This window comes from Pedobacter sp. 05L430, assembly GCF_056397585.1.
In genome coordinates this window covers 1-19,418 of sequence record NZ_JBFTNT010000125.1, presented here as the reverse complement: position 1 = coordinate 19,418, position 19,418 = coordinate 1, and the positions used below count along the sequence as shown (strand labels likewise).

At 38.8% G+C, this 19,418-nt stretch carries 19 protein-coding genes and 1 pseudogene; 11 read left to right on the top strand and 9 right to left on the bottom strand.

Translation table 11 applies throughout. The features are described from left to right. The 3 genes and pseudogenes from AC1DG9_RS16125 to AC1DG9_RS16115 form a co-directional block, all read left to right on the top strand. Positions 1 to 227: pseudogene (locus AC1DG9_RS16125) on the top strand (hypothetical protein); the annotation flags it as partial. A 233-nt stretch (positions 228 to 460) separates the two neighbouring features. After that, positions 461 to 1,234 (top strand): hypothetical protein, encoded by a 774-nt coding sequence (locus AC1DG9_RS16120; protein WP_477634889.1) that lies wholly within the window; start codon positions 461 to 463, stop codon positions 1,232 to 1,234. 107 nt (positions 1,235 to 1,341) lie between these two features. Further along, a complete protein-coding gene (locus tag AC1DG9_RS16115) occupies positions 1,342 to 2,586 on the top strand; it encodes a BamA/TamA family outer membrane protein (protein ID WP_288879330.1) in 1,245 nt (414 codons plus the stop codon). Positions 2,587 to 2,688: 102 nt separating this feature from the next. On the opposite strand, the gene AC1DG9_RS16110 is transcribed toward AC1DG9_RS16115, so the two are convergent. Beyond that, positions 2,689 to 3,663: a 3-keto-disaccharide hydrolase gene (locus AC1DG9_RS16110; protein WP_172662920.1), complete on the bottom strand. Its 975-nt coding sequence runs from the start codon at positions 3,661 to 3,663 to the stop codon at positions 2,689 to 2,691. A 168-nt stretch (positions 3,664 to 3,831) separates the two neighbouring features. Between AC1DG9_RS16110 and AC1DG9_RS16105 the strand changes: the two genes are divergently transcribed. Both AC1DG9_RS16105 and AC1DG9_RS16100 read left to right on the top strand, forming a co-directional pair. Further along, complete coding sequence (locus AC1DG9_RS16105; RefSeq protein ID WP_477634888.1) at positions 3,832 to 4,545, top strand: 2OG-Fe(II) oxygenase; 714 nt, start codon at positions 3,832 to 3,834, stop codon at positions 4,543 to 4,545. Between the two features lie 72 nt (positions 4,546 to 4,617). Continuing rightward, entirely contained in the window at positions 4,618 to 5,202 is a 585-nt protein-coding gene (locus tag AC1DG9_RS16100; protein WP_288879329.1) for an O-methyltransferase, read from the top strand. A gap of 2 nt (positions 5,203 to 5,204) precedes the next feature. Here the strand turns inward: AC1DG9_RS16100 and AC1DG9_RS16095 are convergent, their stop codons facing one another. After that, a complete protein-coding gene (locus AC1DG9_RS16095) occupies positions 5,205 to 5,756 on the bottom strand; it encodes a DUF1572 family protein (RefSeq protein ID WP_477634887.1) in 552 nt (183 codons plus the stop codon). An 18-nt stretch (positions 5,757 to 5,774) separates the two neighbouring features. Then, positions 5,775 to 6,614: an isocitrate lyase/PEP mutase family protein gene (locus AC1DG9_RS16090; protein WP_337716222.1), complete on the bottom strand. Its 840-nt coding sequence runs from the start codon at positions 6,612 to 6,614 to the stop codon at positions 5,775 to 5,777. A 100-nt stretch (positions 6,615 to 6,714) separates the two neighbouring features. Between AC1DG9_RS16090 and AC1DG9_RS16085 the strand changes: the two genes are divergently transcribed. Further along, on the top strand, positions 6,715 to 7,266 hold the full coding sequence (locus tag AC1DG9_RS16085; RefSeq protein WP_172662915.1) for a fasciclin domain-containing protein: 552 nt from the start codon (positions 6,715 to 6,717) through the stop codon (positions 7,264 to 7,266). Between the two features lie 64 nt (positions 7,267 to 7,330). Here AC1DG9_RS16085 and AC1DG9_RS16080 read toward each other — a convergent pair whose 3' ends face one another. Further along, on the bottom strand, positions 7,331 to 7,885 hold the full coding sequence (locus AC1DG9_RS16080; RefSeq protein ID WP_288879328.1) for a GNAT family N-acetyltransferase: 555 nt from the start codon (positions 7,883 to 7,885) through the stop codon (positions 7,331 to 7,333). 98 nt (positions 7,886 to 7,983) lie between these two features. Here AC1DG9_RS16080 and AC1DG9_RS16075 point away from each other — a divergent pair, with 98 nt between their 5' ends. Further along, positions 7,984 to 8,247: a hypothetical protein gene (locus AC1DG9_RS16075; protein WP_477634886.1), complete on the top strand. Its 264-nt coding sequence runs from the start codon at positions 7,984 to 7,986 to the stop codon at positions 8,245 to 8,247. Between the two features lie 4 nt (positions 8,248 to 8,251). Continuing rightward, positions 8,252 to 8,992 carry an alpha-amylase family protein gene (locus AC1DG9_RS16070; protein ID WP_477634885.1) on the top strand — a complete coding sequence of 247 codons (741 nt, stop codon included), beginning with the start codon at positions 8,252 to 8,254 and terminating at the stop codon, positions 8,990 to 8,992. Positions 8,993 to 9,069: 77 nt separating this feature from the next. Here the strand turns inward: AC1DG9_RS16070 and AC1DG9_RS16065 are convergent, their stop codons facing one another. Together AC1DG9_RS16065 and AC1DG9_RS16060 are read right to left on the bottom strand one after the other, a co-directional pair. Next, positions 9,070 to 9,921: a DUF6515 family protein gene (locus AC1DG9_RS16065; RefSeq protein WP_288879326.1), complete on the bottom strand. Its 852-nt coding sequence runs from the start codon at positions 9,919 to 9,921 to the stop codon at positions 9,070 to 9,072. A gap of 122 nt (positions 9,922 to 10,043) precedes the next feature. Next, on the bottom strand, positions 10,044 to 11,423 hold the full coding sequence (locus AC1DG9_RS16060) for a Gfo/Idh/MocA family protein (RefSeq protein WP_288879325.1): 1,380 nt from the start codon (positions 11,421 to 11,423) through the stop codon (positions 10,044 to 10,046). A gap of 122 nt (positions 11,424 to 11,545) precedes the next feature. On the opposite strand from AC1DG9_RS16060, the gene AC1DG9_RS16055 reads away from it, so the two are divergent. Further along, positions 11,546 to 13,150, top strand: a complete 1,605-nt coding sequence (locus tag AC1DG9_RS16055) for a Na+/H+ antiporter (protein ID WP_288879324.1) — start codon at positions 11,546 to 11,548, stop codon at positions 13,148 to 13,150. A gap of 10 nt (positions 13,151 to 13,160) precedes the next feature. Here AC1DG9_RS16055 and AC1DG9_RS16050 read toward each other — a convergent pair whose 3' ends face one another. Beyond that, positions 13,161 to 13,847 (bottom strand): FAD-binding oxidoreductase, encoded by a 687-nt coding sequence (locus AC1DG9_RS16050; RefSeq protein WP_288879323.1) that lies wholly within the window; start codon positions 13,845 to 13,847, stop codon positions 13,161 to 13,163. A 180-nt stretch (positions 13,848 to 14,027) separates the two neighbouring features. Between AC1DG9_RS16050 and efp the strand changes: the two genes are divergently transcribed. Together efp and AC1DG9_RS16040 are read left to right on the top strand one after the other, a co-directional pair. After that, positions 14,028 to 14,588, top strand: a complete 561-nt coding sequence (gene efp / locus AC1DG9_RS16045) for an elongation factor P (protein WP_048905497.1) — start codon at positions 14,028 to 14,030, stop codon at positions 14,586 to 14,588. A gap of 690 nt (positions 14,589 to 15,278) precedes the next feature. After that, positions 15,279 to 15,788, top strand: a complete 510-nt coding sequence (locus AC1DG9_RS16040) for a response regulator transcription factor (RefSeq protein ID WP_172662911.1) — start codon at positions 15,279 to 15,281, stop codon at positions 15,786 to 15,788. Between the two features lie 13 nt (positions 15,789 to 15,801). Here AC1DG9_RS16040 and AC1DG9_RS16035 read toward each other — a convergent pair whose 3' ends face one another. Both AC1DG9_RS16035 and AC1DG9_RS16030 read right to left on the bottom strand, forming a co-directional pair. Then, positions 15,802 to 16,623: an immunity 49 family protein gene (locus tag AC1DG9_RS16035; RefSeq protein WP_288879322.1), complete on the bottom strand. Its 822-nt coding sequence runs from the start codon at positions 16,621 to 16,623 to the stop codon at positions 15,802 to 15,804. A 10-nt stretch (positions 16,624 to 16,633) separates the two neighbouring features. Further along, positions 16,634 to 19,418, bottom strand: a 2,785-nt coding sequence (locus AC1DG9_RS16030; RefSeq protein WP_477634884.1) for a DUF6861 domain-containing protein, incomplete at its 5' end; no start/stop codon positions are given.

The window sequence follows — 19,418 nt, the reverse complement described above, 5'->3', positions numbered from 1 at the left end:
GCTTTAGTCATTATGTTACGCTCTTTTTACTTGTTCTTACTAAGTATACGCTGCTGTATCCAGGGTTTACAGGTTATCTTATATCTGGATTCTCTATTGTTTGGGTTGCTAATATCTATATGAGCTTGTATAACCTGATCCGTGTTGACCTCAAAAAAGAAAAAATAATAGCCCAAAAAGAAGCAGACAGCGTTAAAGAATCATATGAGGTACGGGATCAAACTTGATCTGGCACAAAATATTATGGGAAATTATTTTATAAGGTTTTAAATAAAATTGTTTGATATTTGCGTCAAATTTTTTAAAAATAGAGTGTATTATTAAGCGATCTATTCCATCTTTCTAGACCGGGATCCTGACCACGAAGTAGCTGCGAAGCAAAACAAATTCAGGATGACGACCGCCTAAAACAAAAACACCAAACAATGCAAAAACGCCCAGTAATGCAAAACATCCAATAATGCCAAATCTAATTGATGAAAATTCAGTATTCTGCCCTTTCGAGGAATCTGCAGAAATCAATGCACTTGCCGATGGACTTAGCTTTTCTTTAGAAAGTGAATTACATCCGCTTTGTCTTTTGGCGGCAAGTAAACTGCAGTTTCATCTAGCGCATCAACAAGAATGGGCACRTAATTTTGGTTTGCTTACCGGTGCCGAAGGAATGGTAATTGGAAAGATGTTTGGTGTATTAATAGTTAGAACCGAGGAAGGCAAACTAGGATATTTGGCTGCGTTTTCGGGTAAACTGGCCGGCAGAAATTATCATGCTAAATTTGTGCCGCCAATATTTGATGGTTTGGAACCGGGTGGCTTTGTAAATGCAGGGATGGAAAAACTTACTCAGATTAACGAGAAAATCAGTTACCTGGAATCATTTAAAGACGAGGCTCATACCAAAGAAATCCTGCTTTTAAAAGCGCTAAGAAAAGATCATTCTAATGCATTACAAAGTCGAATCTTTGAGCAATACCATTTTTTAAACAAAGCTGGAGAATCCAAAAGCTTAATTAAAGCTTTTGAACATACCGCTTCGGGCAAACCGCCAGCAGGTGCCGGAGAATGTGCTGCACCTAAATTATTACAATATGCTTTTGCTAATGGAATGGAACCACTCRCTTTGGCAGAATTTTGGTGGGGCTTGTCTCCTAAATCGGCAAATTGGAAACACGGGCACTTTTATGCCCCATGTATCGAAAAATGTGGACCAATACTGGCCCATATGCTTAATTAATAGATACGTTGTTTATTTTTCGTTTAGCATTAAACATAATAGATTGTAAGTTCTTATCACATTTAAACAGAAAGAAAATTAAAAGTTCATTAAAAATAAAGATAGTATTGCTGACCTCATTTATGGGCGTTCAGGCATATAGTTATGGACAAACTAAACCTTTGTCTGATTCACTTAAAATCGACACGACAGTAAAGCAATACGATATTGGCGATTTAGGTCGTAGTATTTTTAGTCCGGGTAAACCACCCAAGCCAACTCAAAATAAATCGGGCCTTACACCTATGCCAAGTATTGCCTATAATCCAAGTATTGGGGCTCAAATTGGACTTAAAGCAGTTGTAGGTAAGGTATTGGGGCAAGAACCTAATACATTAATGTCAGTAGCGGCAACATCAGCTTCCATTACAACCAAGGGCATCATTTATTTTTACCTGAGTCACAATGTTTACACGCCGGGTAACAGGTGGAACTTACAAGGAAGTTTGGTTGCCGCCAAAACAGTTACTCCTGATTTTGGATTGGGGATTGGCAAGGTATCAACTGGAACTGAAGAGGAACTGATATTGTCTAATCCTGAGCGTAAAGGCTATGCAATTCATGGGGAATATTATAATTTCCGTGAAAAGGTATATAAGCAAATTATGGATCGCCTTTTTATAGGAGCTGGTGCATCATTCGAAATCCGCAGAAAACTGGAAGATCCAAATAATCCAAATGGCTCAACGCCCTATCATATTTATAATCAGATACATGGTTTTGATAAAGATCATTACATGGCTAATGGATTTTTATTAAACTTACAGTACACCACGCGGGATAATCAGAACCGGGCCTATAAAGGAATATATGCAGACGTTGGGATTCGTGCAAATCAAAGCTGGATAGGAAGTACAAAGAATGCGGTACAGGTAACTACTGATTTTAGAAAATACTGGAGCCTTTCGGCCAGAAATCCGGAACATGTAATCGCACTCTGGAATTGGGGATCTTATCTAGTAAGTGGTACACTGCCCTATCTGGAACTTCCAGGGACTGGAAAAGATGCAAATTTTAGAAGTGGCAGAGGGTATACTATCGGTTATTTTAAAGGCACTCAGTATTGTTATTCAGAGATAGAATACCGCTTCCCTATCACAAGGAATGATTTTATAAGTGGTGTTACTTTCTTTAATATTCAAACTGCCAATGACCTATCTGGCACTAAGCTGTTTCAGCAATGGCAACCTGCTGGCGGGGCTGGTTTGCGTGTATTGTTTAATAAGGCAACACGAACCAATCTCTGTTTAGATTACGCCTTTGGTAATTTTGGTGCAAAGGGATTTTTTCTCGGTTTAAACGAGGTGTTTTAATATAGTAGCTTAGTTCTTCTTCGGCTCATCTTCCAGTGTTCCTCCGGTCATCTTCTGGATCTAGACTTGAAGCAGAATTAAGCTACTATATAAAAACTGATTCTATTTTGAAGGAGTAATCACTATCTTTTTAAATTCAATTGGGCCATGATCTCCCTGGATATAGATTGGTCCCGGTTCACCTTCATTGCTATCTAATGCGCCGCCAGTAATTCCCGGGATTTCCTGATTAGTAATCACAGTTTTTCCATTAACAACTACTGTAACCATTCTGCCTATTAAAGTAATATCAAAAGTTTGCCATGTATTAGGTCCTAATGCATTGATCTCGCTAGGTGTTAGGAATCCGTAAATGCCACTAAACAGCACACTTGATGGATGTTGGTCTTTAGGGCTATCTTCTATTTGAACCTCATGTCTGCCCCTTAAGTACACACCGCTATTGCTTCCTTTTTGGTATCTAAACTCAACATGCAATTTAAAGTCGGTAAATTTTTGATCAGAAATTAGGTTAGCACCTGATTTTGGACTGGTTAAAACACCATCTTTTACTATCCATTGGTTTTCTCCCATTGCTTTCCAACCGGCCAAATCCTTCCCGTTAAACAGGTTAATGGTTTTACCCCAAACCGGAGCAGCGGTTCTTTTTAAATATGGAGCCTTTACTCCTTTCCAATTGTATTTTTTGCCTTCGTTTGTGGTAATTGTTCCTTGAATTGTGCCTCCGGTTACTTCACCTTCAATAACAAAATCCTGACCTCCATCTTCCCATTGAGGAGGAATAGTGAAACTGAACTTACCATTGTCGAAATTTACCTTTGCTATCGGACGAGCGCTTCCACTAGGACCAACATAATAGCCTACCAATGTTTTTAAACCTGATAGTTTTACTTCTAGCCATGATGGTGCTGATTTCCCGTTTTCATCAATAGTGATATCCCAACGGCCAATTAAATCTTTAGAACTTACTTTTGTTTGAGCGCTAACAGGCATATTTTTTCCTGATGCCAAAAGAGATTCAGCAGAACCCAGCATCAACAAACAACTCATACCAAATACAAAGAGATTTTTACGCATAATTTTCTTTTAATAACATTAATACTATTTATTTTAAAGTTAGCTGAAAAACTTAAGCTTTTAAAACATCGTGATTATTCCTGTATAAACTCAAGGCTTAGCCAGAAAGCAAGAATCGGGTTGATTATGTTTGATTTTACCAATTAATTTGCCTTTAAATACTAAAATATGAGATCGATAACTGACCGAATAGCCGAAATTAACTGGCCTAAAATAAAAGTTGAACTACATGATAAAGGGTTTGTTGTGATAAAAAATATACTAACAAAGGCTGAATGTGAGAATTTGATTGAAGATTATAATGCTGATGATACTTATCGGAAAACGGTAAATATGGAACGGTACCGATTCGGTTTAGGAGAGTATAAATATTTCAGTTACCCTATGCCCGCAATTATAACTGAATTACGGGAGAACATATATCCGCAAATTGCTCCTGTGGCGAATAGCTGGATGGAAGAATTGAAGTTAAATACCCGTTTCCCTCTTGCCCATTATGAGCTTAAACAAATATGCCATGATCATGGGCAAACCAAACCAACGGTGCTGATATTAAAATATGGGGAGGGTGGATTTAATACGCTTCATCAGGATTTATATGGAGAGATTTATTTTCCAATGCAAATGGTGCTTATGCTCGATCAAGCAGACGAGGATTATAAAGGCGGTGAATTTGTGATTACGGAACAAATTCCGCGGGCGCAATCAAAGGCAAATGTATTAAAACCCGATCTTGGAGATATGGTTATTTTTACAACTAATTTTAGACCTGTAAAGGGAAGCAAAGGGTATTACAGGGTAAACRTGAAACATGGGGTAAGTCCGCTGCATAGTGGAAACAGACATAGTCTTGGTATCATTTTTCACGATGCGTTAAGTTAGGTGTGTTTTAAAACTAAACAAGTACTATCTTCACAAAGTTAATTAATGAGTATACCCATAAACCAAATATTTGTGATAGAACAAATTAAACAGACTTATCCAGATGCTTATTTAGCTATAGACGAAGCAACAAAGAATACCGAATTTTCAATGGCATCTGATGTATTAACTTGCTCTTTATTAAGAACATTAGCTGGTACAAAGCCTGGCGGCAGATTTTTAGAACTGGGAACCGGAACAGGCTTGTCAACYTCATGGATTCTTGACGGGATGGACAAGGAAGCTACCTTAATCTCCATTGATAATGATCCTAATTATTTATCTGTAGCATCGCGTTTTCTTGCCGAGGATAACAGGCTTGGCTTGGAATGTATTGATGGTGGTGAATGGGTTGAGCAGAATAAAGACCTGAAGTTTGATTATATCTTCGCTGATACATGGCACGGGAAATACTTAATGCTTGATGAGGTGATTAACATGTTAAATCCGGGTGCATTTTACATTATTGATGATATGTTGCCGCAGCCAAACTGGCCTGAGGGCCATCAGGAAAAAGCAATTAAGCTAATAGAAGATTTAGAAAAAAGGAATGATCTGCTTATAACCAAGCAATGCTGGGCAACAGGAATTGTTATTGCAACTAAAAAAGATAATTAATTTTAAAGATCATCAGTAAAATGGCGTTTCTCTTTTTCATTTGAGAACTTTCGTGCATTGTAATCTGCCGATTTGTTTCTGGCAATAGATAAGGTTTTCCACTCTTCATTTTTTCTCATTTTGGCTATAAAAACAATCTGGCCAATATGATAAGGATAATKAGCAAGTTGTCTGTTAATTGCTTCGGTAACAGTGTGCCCATCATTTCTGATATAGATTATCGCATTTAGGTCATCATCGTCAAGCTGATTAATGGCATTTAGCAGGCAATCCCACCCCTTATTCCAAAGCTTTATTAATTCTTCCTTGCTTGTTATTTTAGACTCAAATTCATTATCCCTGTTTCGCCATGGCTTTTCTCCATCTGAAGTTAAAAAGTCTGTGAATCGGGATAACATATTTCCTGACAGGTGATTAACTATGGTTGAAATGCTATTGCTTTCTTCATTGCATTGCCAGAACAGGTCTTGCTCTTGCAGTTGCTCCATTGCTTTCTCTCCGAGTTGCTTATAGTAAAGAAATTGTTTCTTTACACTTTCCAGATAATTGTCCATTCTTTTTAAGTTCTCTTCTTAGTTGCTAAACAGCTTATTAAGATCAGCATATGGTTTTGCATCATCAGCAAAGCTGAATGTTCCTTTTTGAAGTATTTCTTCAACTGCTTTAAAAAAACCACCGTAGGCAGCTCTAACTAAAGAAGAGCCCACACTTACACGTTTTACACCCATATCTTCCAGCATATTAAGCGAAAAATTGTCTCCGGCCAATCCCATAATTACATTTACAGGCTTAGGAGAAACTGCTTTTACAACTGTTTCTATTTCTTCTTTAGTTTTTAAACCTGGTGCAAACAAAACATCGGCACCTGCATCTGCATAGGCAACAAGCCTTTTAATGGTATCTTTAAGATCAGGGCGCCCGTGTATCAGGTTCTCTGCCCTGGCTGTTAGTGTGAAAGGATAAGGTTGGCTGCGTGCAGCTTCAACTGCGGCTTTTATACGATCAACAGAAAGTTCAAAAGGATAAATGGGGTCGTTAGGATCCCCGGTGGCATCTTCAATAGAACCTCCAGACAATCCGGTATTTGCAGCAAGTCTGATGGTTTGTGCACACTTTAAAGGATCGTCGCCAAATCCATTCTCTAAGTCGGCGGATACAGGCAAATCTGTTACATTAATAATACTTTGTACGTTCTGTAAAGTTTGCTCGCGAGTAATAGCGGCATGGCCATCTGGCTTTGCAAGCGAATAAGCAAGACCAGCACTTGTTGTTGCAAGTGCTTTAAATCCTAACGTTTCTAATATTCTTGCCGATCCTGCATCCCATGGATTGGGAATTACAAATATACCGGCTCGTTGATGTAAGGCTCTAAACTCTTCAGCTCTGCATTGAAATGAATTTTCTGTTCTCATACTGGTACTGTAAAATGCTCATGCATAAATTTAATTATTTTATATCACGAAAACCAAACCTGTCTTGATTTGCGTAAGTGTTATCAAATCAAAATCTAAAATGAAAAGAGTAATTCAATCTGTATTTGCCATAATAGTTATGGCATTTTCGACACAAGTTTATGCGCAAAAAAATCCAATGGTTGGCGGTGCGGATATGTATTCGACTAAAGATATTGTTGACAATGCGGTTAATTCAAAAGACCACACCACACTGGTAGCTGCGGTTAAAGCAGCAGGATTGGTAGAAACATTAAAAAGTGCAGGGCCCTTTACCGTATTTGCGCCAACAAATGCAGCTTTTGATAAATTACCAGCAGGAACAGTTGAAACGCTGGTAAAACCTGAAAGCAAAGATGTGTTAACCAGGATATTAACTTATCATGTGGTTGCTGGTAAAATGGATTCTAAAGCAATAGCAAAAGCCATTAAGGATGGTAATGGTAAAGCTGAACTGACTACCGTTCAGGGAGGCAAGTTGTGGGCCTGGATGGATGGCAAGAAATTAGTTCTTAAAGACGAAAAAGGTGGAATGAGTACTGTTACTATTGCAGATGTTTATCAGAAAAATGGAGTTATCCATGTTGTTGATACGGTATTAATGCCGAATTAAGATATATCAGTTTAACTTCGACGAGAAAAACGCCCATACTAGCATGTGAGGCGTTTTTTTATTGTCAGACTGCGCATTGCATATGATAATAAGTACCTCCCATAAATTGCCTTTCGTCCGCGATCTTAAAGCCTAAATTTGTATAGAGCCTTTCGGCATTAGGATTATCCTTACTCACCAATAGCCCTGCTTTAGTGTGTTTTGAGTTAGTCAGCTGCCCTACCATAGCGTTGATTAACTTTTTGCCAATACCTTGCCCCTGTTTGTTTGCGGCAACACTAATACAGTCGATATAGAACTCACCCGGTTGTGTTTCATCTTCAGGGATATCCTTAAAGTTATATGATGATGCAATATAATTCAGGAAAGGTGACCTGAGCAGGTTGAGGTCTGCCCCATCGTAGCCACTAATAGCTCCACAGATACCCGATTCATCTTCATATACAAGCATATTTTCGTAGCTGTACTGATTGCCACGCAAGCCCGCAAAATGCTCAAATAGAGGTATAGCCTTTAAAGGATCCGATTGGCCAACAAACTTTGATGCCAGATCTTCCATTGCATGAATAATTAATCTTGCTATTTGAGGTGCATCTGTGGCTAAAGCTTGTCTTATCATTTCATAAAATTAAATATTTTTTTGTGCTAAATTCTAGTAAGAGCATCTATATTTGGTAGCATTGTTTTTAAGCTAAACAGAATAAACCAAACACAGAAATGAATAATAAAATAATTGCAGGTTCCTTGGTTATTGCATTTTGGCTAAGTACATTTTCAGGAATTGCTCAGGTAAATTTCAATGATAAACCTGAACTGGCGGCTACTCCTCCTATGGGATGGATGACATGGAACTACTTCGCAGATAAGATAAATGAAAAAGATATTAAGGAAATGGCCGATGCAATGGTAAGTTCAGGAATGGTGAAAGCAGGCTACAATTACCTGATGATAGACGATGGATGGCAAGGTTGTAAGGTATAAAAAAATGGCTGATGCATTAAGGAATAGCGGTAGGGAAATTGCGCTAGGTATTTGCGAATGGGGTAATAGAAAACCATGGCTTTGGGCAAAAAATGCCGGAGGGCAATTATGGCGTACTACTGCAGATGTGCGTGATAAATGGGCTGCATTAAAACCATGGAAAGATCCTAATGATTTACATAGTATAGGTGCCGGGATAATGGATATTGTTGATGTAAATGCTGATCTGGCTCAATATGCTGGTCCGGGTGGATGGAATGATTTTGATATGCTTGTAATAGGCTTAAATGGTAAAAAAGGACCCTCGGGCGACTTAGGTGGTAAAGGTTGCTCAGAGACTGAATATCAAAGTCAAATGAGTTTGTGGAGTATAATGACCGCTCCTTTGGTAGCTACTAATGATTTACGTATTATGAGTGAGGCAACTAAAAGAATTTTGCTGAATGAAGACGTTATTGCTATAAATCAGGATGCGCTTGGTAAACAAGCAGAACGTAAGATTAATAAAGGCAATTGGAATGTTTTTGTGAAGCCGCTTAAAAATGGTGATTATGCTATTGCTATTTTGAATCGCGGAGCATCTGCTGAGTCCCTTAGTTTGAATTGGAAGGATTTAGGGTTGGATGGTTCTTATAAAATCAATGATCTATGGTTGCATAAGGCTGTGGGTAATGGCAAAAAATGGAGTGGCAGGGTATTGAGTCATGAAACTAAGTTGTTTAGGCTGAGTAGTACTGATAAATAAAACAAACAAGGCCGATATCATTATCGGCCTTGTTTGTACTCCGGTCATCCTGAAATAAATTCAAGATGACGACTGCTTTAGTTACCAATTCCTATAACTTTATAAGTGATGTTATCGCCGTCCACTATTTTCTCGTAATAAACACCTTCTTCAGAAACGTAATATTGTGCTCCTTTGATCATCACATCTCTTGTACCTTCTGGCAACTGATTTACAACATCTCCTACCTGAGGTAAGTTGCTGGTGTCGTCTGTAACAGCACCATTGTCGGTATCTAATACACCATCTTTACCTGCCACCACATAAACAGTTTTACCATCAGCATCCACAGTTGTGCTGTAATAAACCCCTTTATATTCGTAATAGGTTTGGCCATTAATAGTGATCTGTTTTGCTTCAGAAGGAATGCTTGGTACCTGAGCACCTACCGGAGGCACAACTACTTTATATCCCTCGTCGTACTGTCTGTAAAAGAATCCTCCTGAATAGTAGAATTGATCTGCACCAAAATAGAATGGGTAATAACCATAAGGCAATACGCTTAAACTGATGCCTAAAAATGGTCTATAGTAATTATAATAGTATCCGTAGTAAGGTCTGCGATAAGAATAACCTGGTCTGTAGTGGTAACCTGGTCTGTAACCATAGCCTGGCCTGTAGCCATAACCAGGTCTATTGGCCGGACGACTTGGTCTGTAATCAGGACGCGATCCACTGCCTATTGATGGCCTTGACGGTCTTGTGCCGCCAGATATATTTCCTTGAGACGGTCTTGATGGTCTGCTTCCCCCACCCGCTGATACATGACTACCGCCACCACCACCACTGCCACGAGAAGATCTTTGTGCTAAAACGTTGTTAGTTGTTAATCCACTGATCAGGATTATAGACCCAGCTATAATTAATGATTTGAAATTCAAGGTTTTCATAATATATTATATCTATATATAACCATAAGACATAATATAAACGAAAAGGATTATTTCTTATTAATCAATTGCTTTAAACTGACAAATTAATGATAATCCAATTCGTTTTCTCCCCCCTCTAATTAAAATTCGCCTTCGATCTCCCATCCTTTTCGGTATTTCCTTCTGATGTATTTATTAGCTTCAGGATAGTTTGGAAACTTCATGTTCTCAGCATCCCATTGCAGCAACTGATCGGGTACACGAATAGCAACGGTACCCAGTAATATAGCCTCGGTCATGGGACCCGACTGTGCAAAATGCGATTCCGTTTTTTCTCCACCCAGGCAGGCATTTACAAAATGGTGATAGTGGTTCCGGCCTTCGATTTTACGCACCTCTTTGTCCTTAAATTTATCTTCCGGCAGCAATATCGGCTTTTCTCCGCCATGCGGGATTAGCAAAGCGCCATCGGTACCGACCAGCAGGGCACATTCTTCGGGATATTTGCCGGGAGTATATAATTTACGGACGTCCTCTGGCGGAAACATCTCACCGTCAAACCATTCAAGGGTCAGCTTTTCAGATTCAGTAAAGGAATTTCCGGGAAAAACCCAGGTGATGTGATCGGCCCATGGCCAGTTCTCTTTTCTTTTGTCAGGCGAATTTTTCCAGCCCTGATGAACTTCCGCCTGTACAGATACCGGGGCTTTTAGTCCTAGCCCCTTCCAGACTGCATCAAAGATATGGCACCCAATATCTCCTGACCATCCTGTTCCGAAATCTTGCCATGACCTCCATTTGGCCTGGTGATATATGCCCGGGGCGTAAGGTCTTACCGGTCCCGTACCCAGCCAGAGGTCCCAGCTTAAGTTTGCGGGCGGGTTTTGTGCAGGCTGAGGTTCTACCATCCTGAATTCTACTGCACCAGATCTGTTTGAGCATAAATAAGCATGTTTGATCTTGCCGATTGCTCCATCTTTGATCAGCTGCACTGCAGTACGGTCACATGCTGATGAAGCGATCTGGGTACCCAGTTGAGTGGTTACTCCTGCTTTGATAGCAGCTTTAGTAAGAGATCTTACTTCAGCCACATCATGGCAAAGTGGTTTTTGGCAATAAACATGTTTGCCTGCCTTGATCGCTTTGTAGGCAATAGAGAAGTGCATGTGATCTGGCACCGAGACATTTACGGAGTCAATGTTTTTTCCTTCCTTCTTTAACAATTCCCGCCAGTCTGCATAGGTCCTGACTCCCGGAATACCTTCAGCTGCCTTTTTTAGGATATCAGCATCAACATCACAAATGGCTACGATCTCTACATCTGGGTGCGACTTAAAATTTGACAGATCATAGCCACCCATCCCACCTACGCCGATACAGGCATGCCTGAGCTTGCCAGCCGGAGCTTTTGCCGAAGCGGTAAAAGCATTCATTAAAAATGATGGCACTATGGCTACGGCAGCAGCAGACATCAAGAAATTTCTACGGGAAACCTGTGGTTTTTGTTCATTTGTGTCCATAAGAGGTATATTTGGTTTAAGCTACTGTCTGGTTACTAGTAGCTTAATAACAAATATAAAAGAAAAACTCACACTTGTATACACAAGTTGAAAAAGAATTTTTTGCTATCTTTATTTCCTCTATGATACATCAAAATCTCCTTTTAATTCTTGCGTTATTTTTTGCCATGGCGTTACTTTACCTGTTAAGTCAACGCTGGAAAATTTCTTATCCTATTTTCCTGGTAATAGGAGGTTTAGCAATTAGTTTTATTCCCGGGGTACCATCAATAAGTGTACATCCAGATATTGTATTTCTTATTTTTCTTCCACCACTTTTATTTGAGGCCGCGTGGTATACTTCCTGGAATGATTTCTGGAAATGGAAAAGATCAATCTTTTTGTTGGGTTTTGGATTGGTGTTAATTACCTCGTTGGCCATTGCTTACTTTTCTGTAAATATTATACCGGGATTTACACTTGCATTTGGTTTCCTGCTTGGAGGAATTATTTCTCCTCCTGATGCCGTTGCTGCAACTTCTGTATTGAAAGGTTTAAATATGCCCAAGAGAGGCTTAACCATTTTAGAGGGCGAAAGTTTGGTTAACGATGCCGCTTCTTTAACTGTATTCCGGTTTGCAATTGCTGCTATTCTTACAGGGCAATTTGTTTTGCAGGAGGCAGTGACTGACTTTTTTGTGTTAGCACTTATGGGGGTAGTTGTGGGGCTTTTTATTGCTCATATTTTGTATTTTGTATTGAGGTATTGGGCTAAATCGTCGAGCATTACTACCCCTATCACATTAATTGCTCCGTATCTGATGTATATTGTTGCAGAAGAGTTTCATTGGTCTGGTGTTTTAGCAGTAGTAAGCGGCGGTTTGTTTCTTTCATTCCGCTCCAACGATTTCCTTAATTATCATACACGTTTACAGGCCAAAGAAGTATGGGCTACAGTAGGCTTTTTATTAAATGGTTTTGTCTTTATTTTGATTGGGCTGGAATTACCTGTTATTGTTGAAGGTTTGGAAGATTATTCTATGGAAGAGGCCATTAAATATGGACTTCTCATTAGCGCCATAGTAATTGTTGTTAGAATCATTCTGGTATATGTGGCTGGATTTATCCCGAGATTTATAAGTGCAAAAATCAGAAAGAAAGAAAAGAGTCCGGGTTTAAAGCTGCCTTTTATCATTGGATGGGCTGGAATGCGTGGCGTTGTCTCTCTTGCATCAGCACTCGCAATTCCCTTAACTTTAGATACGGGCGAAGCTTTCCCACATCGCAATATGATTCTGTTTATCACATTTATTGTAATACTTGTTACGTTAATTTTTCAGGGATTAACATTGCCTTTGTTCCTGAAGTGGCTAAAGATTGAAGAGATAGATGAGGGGGTACCAGAAGAAGATCAGATTGAATCAATACGTTTGCAACTTGCCAGGGAGTGCGTTGAGCATCTTGATGAAAAATATAGTAATGAGATGAGCCAGTTTGAAACAATTGCCAGAATTAAAGAGCAGTTGGAACGGAGCATCAGGGCAACTGAGCGTACATTGCTTGAGCAAACGCAAAAGGAAGAAGTTGGCTCAGTGAGGAAACTCTATAGAAAGATCATGCTTGAGTTGGTTACACTAAGGAGAGCTGGCCTTAAAAGACTCAAAGCTACTAAGCAATATGATCATGAAGTGCTGCGCGATATGGAGGATAACCTTGATCTTGAAGAGGCAAGGTTAAACAAACACTAATTGAGTTGTATTATTCTTCTATAACTATGTGAGATTTATCCACTCCAAGATTTTTAAGATTATCGACCATTGCTGCGGTAAATGCATCTGGCCCACATATGTAATACCACTTTTCTCGATTACCAATGTATTTTTCTAGAAGATTCTGGTCAATTATCCCACTTTGTGTTTTCGGGTCTAACGGATCTTTTAATACATCAATATAATTGTCCCCAAGCAAATATTTTAACTCGGTTTTGTGTATGATATCGCTCTCATTATGGTTGGCAAATAATAGTTTGTTTCCCTGCAGTGAGCCATCAAGTTTAAGTTGTCTGAGTATTGCTAAAAATGGAGTGATACCTGCGCCACCTGCAATAAATACACCTGAACCTTTGTAATTTATGGTTCCAAATACATCATGGATGATTAATTCATCTGTTGGATTTAGAGAAGAGAGTTTGTTTGTTAAACCATCATGGTCTTTATAAATCTTGATGGTGAACTCAAGGTATTCTGCCTGGTTAAGAGAGGTAAAAGTAAATGGACCAACCATAGATTTTAGTGCTGGTTTGTTAATAGCTACATCGGTAGCCTGACCGGGTATAAAAGTATAATTGGCTGGTTTTTCGACGGTAAACCGCTTTACATTATGCGTGACGTTTTCAACGCTCAATATTTTAACAATGTGTTGATTTGTGTTAACAGGCTCTTCCATAGCTACGGTTGTTTACTTGTGTTGGAGATGCGTCAACTTTAAAGCATATAAAATTATGCTGTTTTATGATCAAGATAAAAAAAATTTGAGATCATTTTGCATTAAATCCTTTAATTATTAAGGCATATAAATACGCAAAAAGCATATATATTTGGGCTCAAATTTTAGAAATACATTTTTATGGCAAAGGCATCCGAAATTAAAGTGGGAAATATTTTACGTTTCAATAACGAACTGGTAACAGTTATAGAGTTCTTACACCGTACACCTGGCAAAGGTGGCGCTTTTTACTTAGGTAAATTTCGTAATATTAAAACTGGAAGAATTGTTGAAGCACGTTTAGGAACTGATGAGCAGGTTGAAATTTGTCGTGTTGAGACTAATGATTTCCAATATTTATATGAAGAGGGAGATTATTTTGTGGTAATGGATAATGTTAGTTTTGAACAGTTTAATGTACCTAAGTCACTATTCGGACCATCGGCAAAGTTTATTAAGGAAGGAATGGATGTAATTGTTTCTTTTGAAAGTGAAGAGCCAATAATGGCTCAGGCTCCAAACTTTGTAGAACTGGAAATTACATATGCTGAGCCAGCCGTTAAAGGCGATACCTCTTCTGGAGCCTTGAAGTATGCTACTACTGAAAATGGAGTAGAGCTGAAGGTGCCTCTGTTTGTGAACCAAGGTGATAAGATAAAGGTGGATACACGCACCGGAGAATACGTTGAACGCGTAAAATAAGATTCAAAAGTTTTTCATTACAAGCGGCTTACAATGGCCTCATTCGATATTCGATTTAACGCAGAGATGTGCTGATCGAATATCGATTTTACTAAATTTCCGCTCAAAAAACCATTCAAATACTCATAACCTGTATTTGATAACTAAGGTGCTCCATTCACATGTTTTTCTGGAAATAATAGCGATCTATATTCTAATTTTAGAGCATAATCTAATCGCCTATTTGCTATGAAAAATCTAAAATCCAAGAACAACAGGAAACCGTCTGACCCTGATCTTATTTAAGTACGCCTTAAATTGACATTGTCATCTTTGTTACCCTAAATTTTATCTGCCAACACGGATTACTCCGTATGCCTTTGCAGGTAGTATTTAATAGATAATTAATTGATTTCTCTACTAAACGAAGCTGATATGAAAGATCCTAAAACATCATCATACTTTGATTTTTTAAAACACTCGCGAAATAGGCTTGGTGTGCAATTTTCAGAAGCAGAAAGGATCCTTCTGCACTTTGATAGTGAATCATTGAATAATAATTTTTTTCCTTCAATTTATTATGTAAGTGATTATATCGAAAACTCCAACTGTTTCAGACCATCTCGTACAAGCCATTTTTTAGGATATTCTTATGAATTTTTATTAAAGGCGGACTTTCTATTCCTAAATAGAATCAGAAACCGGGAGGATATGAAAATTTTTGATGAGCAAATATTCCCAGATCAAATGGCTTTTCTAGCCAATCGTAAGCAGGAAAAAGATGTGAAATATACTTTCACTACAAACTTTCGAATAAAAAATGGCGATGACTCATGGTCATCAGTAGTACAGTGTACGCACTATCTTTTTAATGAGTATTATAGAATGCCGATAGCTTCTGTTAATTCACTTACTGACCTAACCTATTTTAAAAATGATTCGAAAATTAATCATTTAATAGAAAGGCACGAGGCTGGTGGTGAGAAATCAGTGATTGAGAACAAGTCTTATTTCCTGCAGAAAACAGAAGATATACTCAGTAAACGGGAAATTGATGTTTTGAAATTAGCAAGTCAGGGAATGGGAAGTAAAGAGATTGCAGACCAGCTTCATATCAGTATCAATACCATTAATAATCACAGGAGAAATATGCTCATGAGGTCAAAATGTAAAAACTTCCTGCAGCTTGTAGATATCGCGGTTAAAAACGGCGTGCTTTAAGTTAAAATAAGCTCTAGTTATCTATTAAATATTGCAGCAAGTAATCTGATGTGTGTTTTATATTTAGATCATAATCCTTTGCCATAACTGTTAAGGCCGTAATGGGTAAGGAAATTAATCCATTGGGGATATTCATCTGTTCCTTGCTCCAATATTTTTTGTACAATTCCAATGCGCTTAATAGTGTCTCATTGAAATCTTTCTCATCGTTCATGAAAATTGGAGTAAACATATCTATCACAGGGCCATCAATAAACAAAGCGTATTCATATGTTGGCTCTGGCATTTTATCTTTTTTTATTTCATTTGCTGCGGCCAAAAGATTTTGTCCGTGAGGTTCTCCTTTAACGAATAAGCGTTGTAGAAATTTGGCAAATAATAGACTATAGGCCCCTCCTTTGGTTCTTTTCTTTTGATTAACAAAATCTAAATCAATAGCACAAAATGCATGTACAATTTGCATTTTTCGTCGGGCCAGGGCGGCCATATAGCCTGTTATCCAGTTTTGCTCAGAAACGGAATAATCTACATCCTCAGGTAAAATCTGGTGCTTAGTCCCTGTTAAATTAATTTCAATTGAGTTACCTATGTTTGTGGCGATTTGATATTTCGCTAATGATGCATCTATAAATAGATCCAAGTAAAATAGCTGCTTATCAACTGGGTATTGTAAGGAAGCAGAATAGCAAAGGTTTTCGAGAGATAACCTTTCAAGTCCCCTTATAACCAAGTGGTTATTACTTAGTTCCTTAAGGTATAAATTGATGTTCTTGTCGTTGAGTATTACATTGTTTTCTACAATTTCCTTATTAAACGAATGTCTTGTTATGTGCATGATTTAATAACTATTTAATATCAAATTTTTTAATTTCAATCGGAGCAAGATTACCGTTAGCATCGATTTTTTGTGATACCTTATAATAATCCAGTTTACCCTGATCAAGTGCAGTTTCAATTTTTGCTGCAATTTCAGCATCCTTGCCTCCCCTTGCCTTCATTTCTTTTATTGTCTCTTCTAAATAAGGTCTTGTGCCCTGTTCAGCAATTTCGCCGCTGCTCACCTTTTTGCTTCCTACATCAGAGCTWCCCCCCTTTGCCTCGACCACGGATACCCTATCAACAACCTCAACCTTGCCGGTAGCTTCATCTATATAGACAGACTCACTATAAACCTTATCTAAGGTACGACTTCCTTTACCAGTATAATCAGGATCAAGACCGAATTTTTCCTTCATTGCTAAATCAGCGGCCTCTTCTCCTAATTTCTCACTCTTGTCTATTACTTTTTTATTTGCCTTATTATATTCTTCTGATCCTTTAGGATGTTTGTCTCTTTCAATTATTTCATCTGCTCTTTCTTTCTGTGTTTGTTTTAGTTTTTTGGCTTCATCAGTGGTCATCCCACTTGTATCTATTTTTTCTACCTTATCTTTTGGTTTTGTAGATGTGGGATCCTGCTCATATTTGGCTTCAACATCTATTTTTCTTGGAGTCTTCCCATCAAAATCTTTAAACGTTTTCGACTCTGGATCATATACGCGCTGATTGCCTTCTGTTGCTCCATTTTTCACGTAGGTAGGCTCGCCCTCACCGTTAAGACGCCAGTGGTAACCAGGTTCCGCATCTGGTAACCCCATGTCCCGTGCTTTTTTTCCGCCTGCGCTGAAGCTGTCATATTCTAGCTTCTTGATTTTCTTATCGAATGCCTCCAGATCTCGCATCACCGCCGGATCCTCTGGTGTTTTAGCCATTCTTTTTCTTATCGCCTTTAATTCTTCTGCCAGTTGTGGATTTTCCTTCAGCATCTCACTGTGACTGATCTCATAAACTTTGCAATTAGAACATTCTACTATATGACCTTCTTTATCGGCTTTTAAAGCGTGACCGTCTTCTGTTTCCCCTTTAGATACAACACCCTCGTCATTTTGAGCTTTTTTGGCAAAGTCTTCTCCTTTCTGTTGATCAGGCGTTTTAGCTTCTGGCTCAGCAATTGGTTCAGCTTCCGATTTTACTTTTGGTTCTGGCYCAGCAATTGGCTCAGGCTCAGTTTTTACCTTTGGTTCTGGTTCAACCTTAGTTTCTGGAACTTTGGTTTCCGCTTCTGGTTTTATTGGGGTATCAACCTCAGATGCGGTTGGCTCTGTATTTGTTTTTGCATTTTCGGTGGCTTTTTCTTTAGGAGCACCGGGTTTTTCTTCCCCTCCTAATCCAACTTTCTCTTTAAGACCACCGATTTTTTCTTTCATTCCGGCCCTGCCTTCATTAAATCCTTCGCTGGCTTTGGCAAGTCCCTGTCCAAATTTGCTGTCTTTTAAAGCTCCGGCTGCCCCTTTAAATCCTTCCGCTACCTCAGGCAACAATTTGCCTATAACAGTACCTAGTTTTTTGATTCCAGCCAGCAAGCCCTGTGCAATTTTGCCGCCTATTGCACCCAGTAATAGAAGAGCTACCATTACACCAAGGGTTAAACCACTATTGGCAATGCGCTGATAGGCATATAATATTCTATCCCGACCAGTTTTAACTTGTCCACTTGCATATTGCCTTGGTCCATCTTCTGCTTTTGCGGCATCGGCATGTACCTCTCCTGCTGTTTTTTCTTTTGCAGGTGCAGGTGGTGGCGGTGTAGATTCTACTCCATCGTCCTCGGTTACAGAAAGATCATAAACAGATTTGGCAATTACGGCTGTTTCGGTAACAATCATTGATGCCATGATTCCTTCCCCTATAGCTATTCCAACTTCAAAACCAGCCCCTGCGCCAGGAATTGCACCGGCACCTACTCCAAAAATACCGCCCAGAATTGCACCGACCACTGTACCTCCAATAACTATCCAGCCGGCAAAAGCACCGATGGTCATGTTCAATGCCTGCATCCACTCGAGGCCACCATCAATCACTTTACTAAACTCACCATCCCAAAGGTCGTTCCACATCTGAGGAATTAATCTCCAGAGTTTAGGGGCGTCATCATATAATGGACTTTTGTCTGCAAATGGGTTAATTAAGAACCAAATCATCTTTTTGGCCTCTTCCCACCAGTTGCCTATTAAGTGGTTGATGTTTGGAGTAAGATATTTCATTATCCCGGTAATGTGTTTGGCTGTTGCCAAACCAAATAATGCCAAAGCTTTTTTGACTTCACTTTCGGTACTACCGGGTATGTCTTTAATGTAAGGCTCTAGAAACTCTTTTGCTTTTTCTTCTAATATTTCGGGATGATCCCAGATTAGAAGAAATCCATCAATCATGGCTTTAAATAATTTGTATTGCCTTTCAATATCATTCAGAAAGGCCATTACCTTAAGGAAACCGACAACAATAACTTCGATAACAGAAAGTGCGACAGTAAGGGCTTTTTGTACAAAGGCCAGGGCAGTATCAACGAATTCAGCAAATGCATCTATTATATCTGATACTATCTGTTTAAACCGCTCAAAAGCTTTATTTGTTGCGGTGACTGCAGTATCCACAGCAGCATCAATTTTAGTGTTAATTGCATCGCGTATGGTAGGAAAAGCTGCAAAAGCGATATCAACAAAACCCTTTAATATAACACCAAAGCCTTTTATCAAACCAACGACTGCTTTGCGAGCCAACTCTAAAGCAGCCATGGCAAGTTTTTTGGCC

Excerpts from the sequence above, each read along its gene's own strand:
- AC1DG9_RS16085 (WP_172662915.1), top strand. The coding sequence starts at position 6,715 with ATGAAAAGAGTAATTCAATCTGTATTTGCCATAATAGTTATGGCATTT.
- AC1DG9_RS16050 (WP_288879323.1), bottom strand. The coding sequence starts at position 13,847 with ATGGAAGAGCCTGTTAACACAAATCAACACATTGTTAAAATATTGAGC.
- AC1DG9_RS16040 (WP_172662911.1), top strand. The coding sequence starts at position 15,279 with ATGAAAATTTTTGATGAGCAAATATTCCCAGATCAAATGGCTTTTCTA.
- AC1DG9_RS16070 (WP_477634885.1), top strand. The coding sequence starts at position 8,252 with ATGGCTGATGCATTAAGGAATAGCGGTAGGGAAATTGCGCTAGGTATT.
- AC1DG9_RS16065 (WP_288879326.1), bottom strand. The coding sequence starts at position 9,921 with ATGAAAACCTTGAATTTCAAATCATTAATTATAGCTGGGTCTATAATC.
- AC1DG9_RS16080 (WP_288879328.1), bottom strand. The coding sequence starts at position 7,885 with ATGATAAGACAAGCTTTAGCCACAGATGCACCTCAAATAGCAAGATTA.
- AC1DG9_RS16090 (WP_337716222.1), bottom strand. The coding sequence starts at position 6,614 with ATGAGAACAGAAAATTCATTTCAATGCAGAGCTGAAGAGTTTAGAGCC.
- AC1DG9_RS16060 (WP_288879325.1), bottom strand. The coding sequence starts at position 11,423 with ATGGACACAAATGAACAAAAACCACAGGTTTCCCGTAGAAATTTCTTG.
- AC1DG9_RS16110 (WP_172662920.1), bottom strand. The coding sequence starts at position 3,663 with ATGCGTAAAAATCTCTTTGTATTTGGTATGAGTTGTTTGTTGATGCTG.
- AC1DG9_RS16035 (WP_288879322.1), bottom strand. The coding sequence starts at position 16,623 with ATGCACATAACAAGACATTCGTTTAATAAGGAAATTGTAGAAAACAAT.
- AC1DG9_RS16075 (WP_477634886.1), top strand. The coding sequence starts at position 7,984 with ATGAATAATAAAATAATTGCAGGTTCCTTGGTTATTGCATTTTGGCTA.
- AC1DG9_RS16055 (WP_288879324.1), top strand. The coding sequence starts at position 11,546 with ATGATACATCAAAATCTCCTTTTAATTCTTGCGTTATTTTTTGCCATG.
- efp (WP_048905497.1), top strand. The coding sequence starts at position 14,028 with ATGGCAAAGGCATCCGAAATTAAAGTGGGAAATATTTTACGTTTCAAT.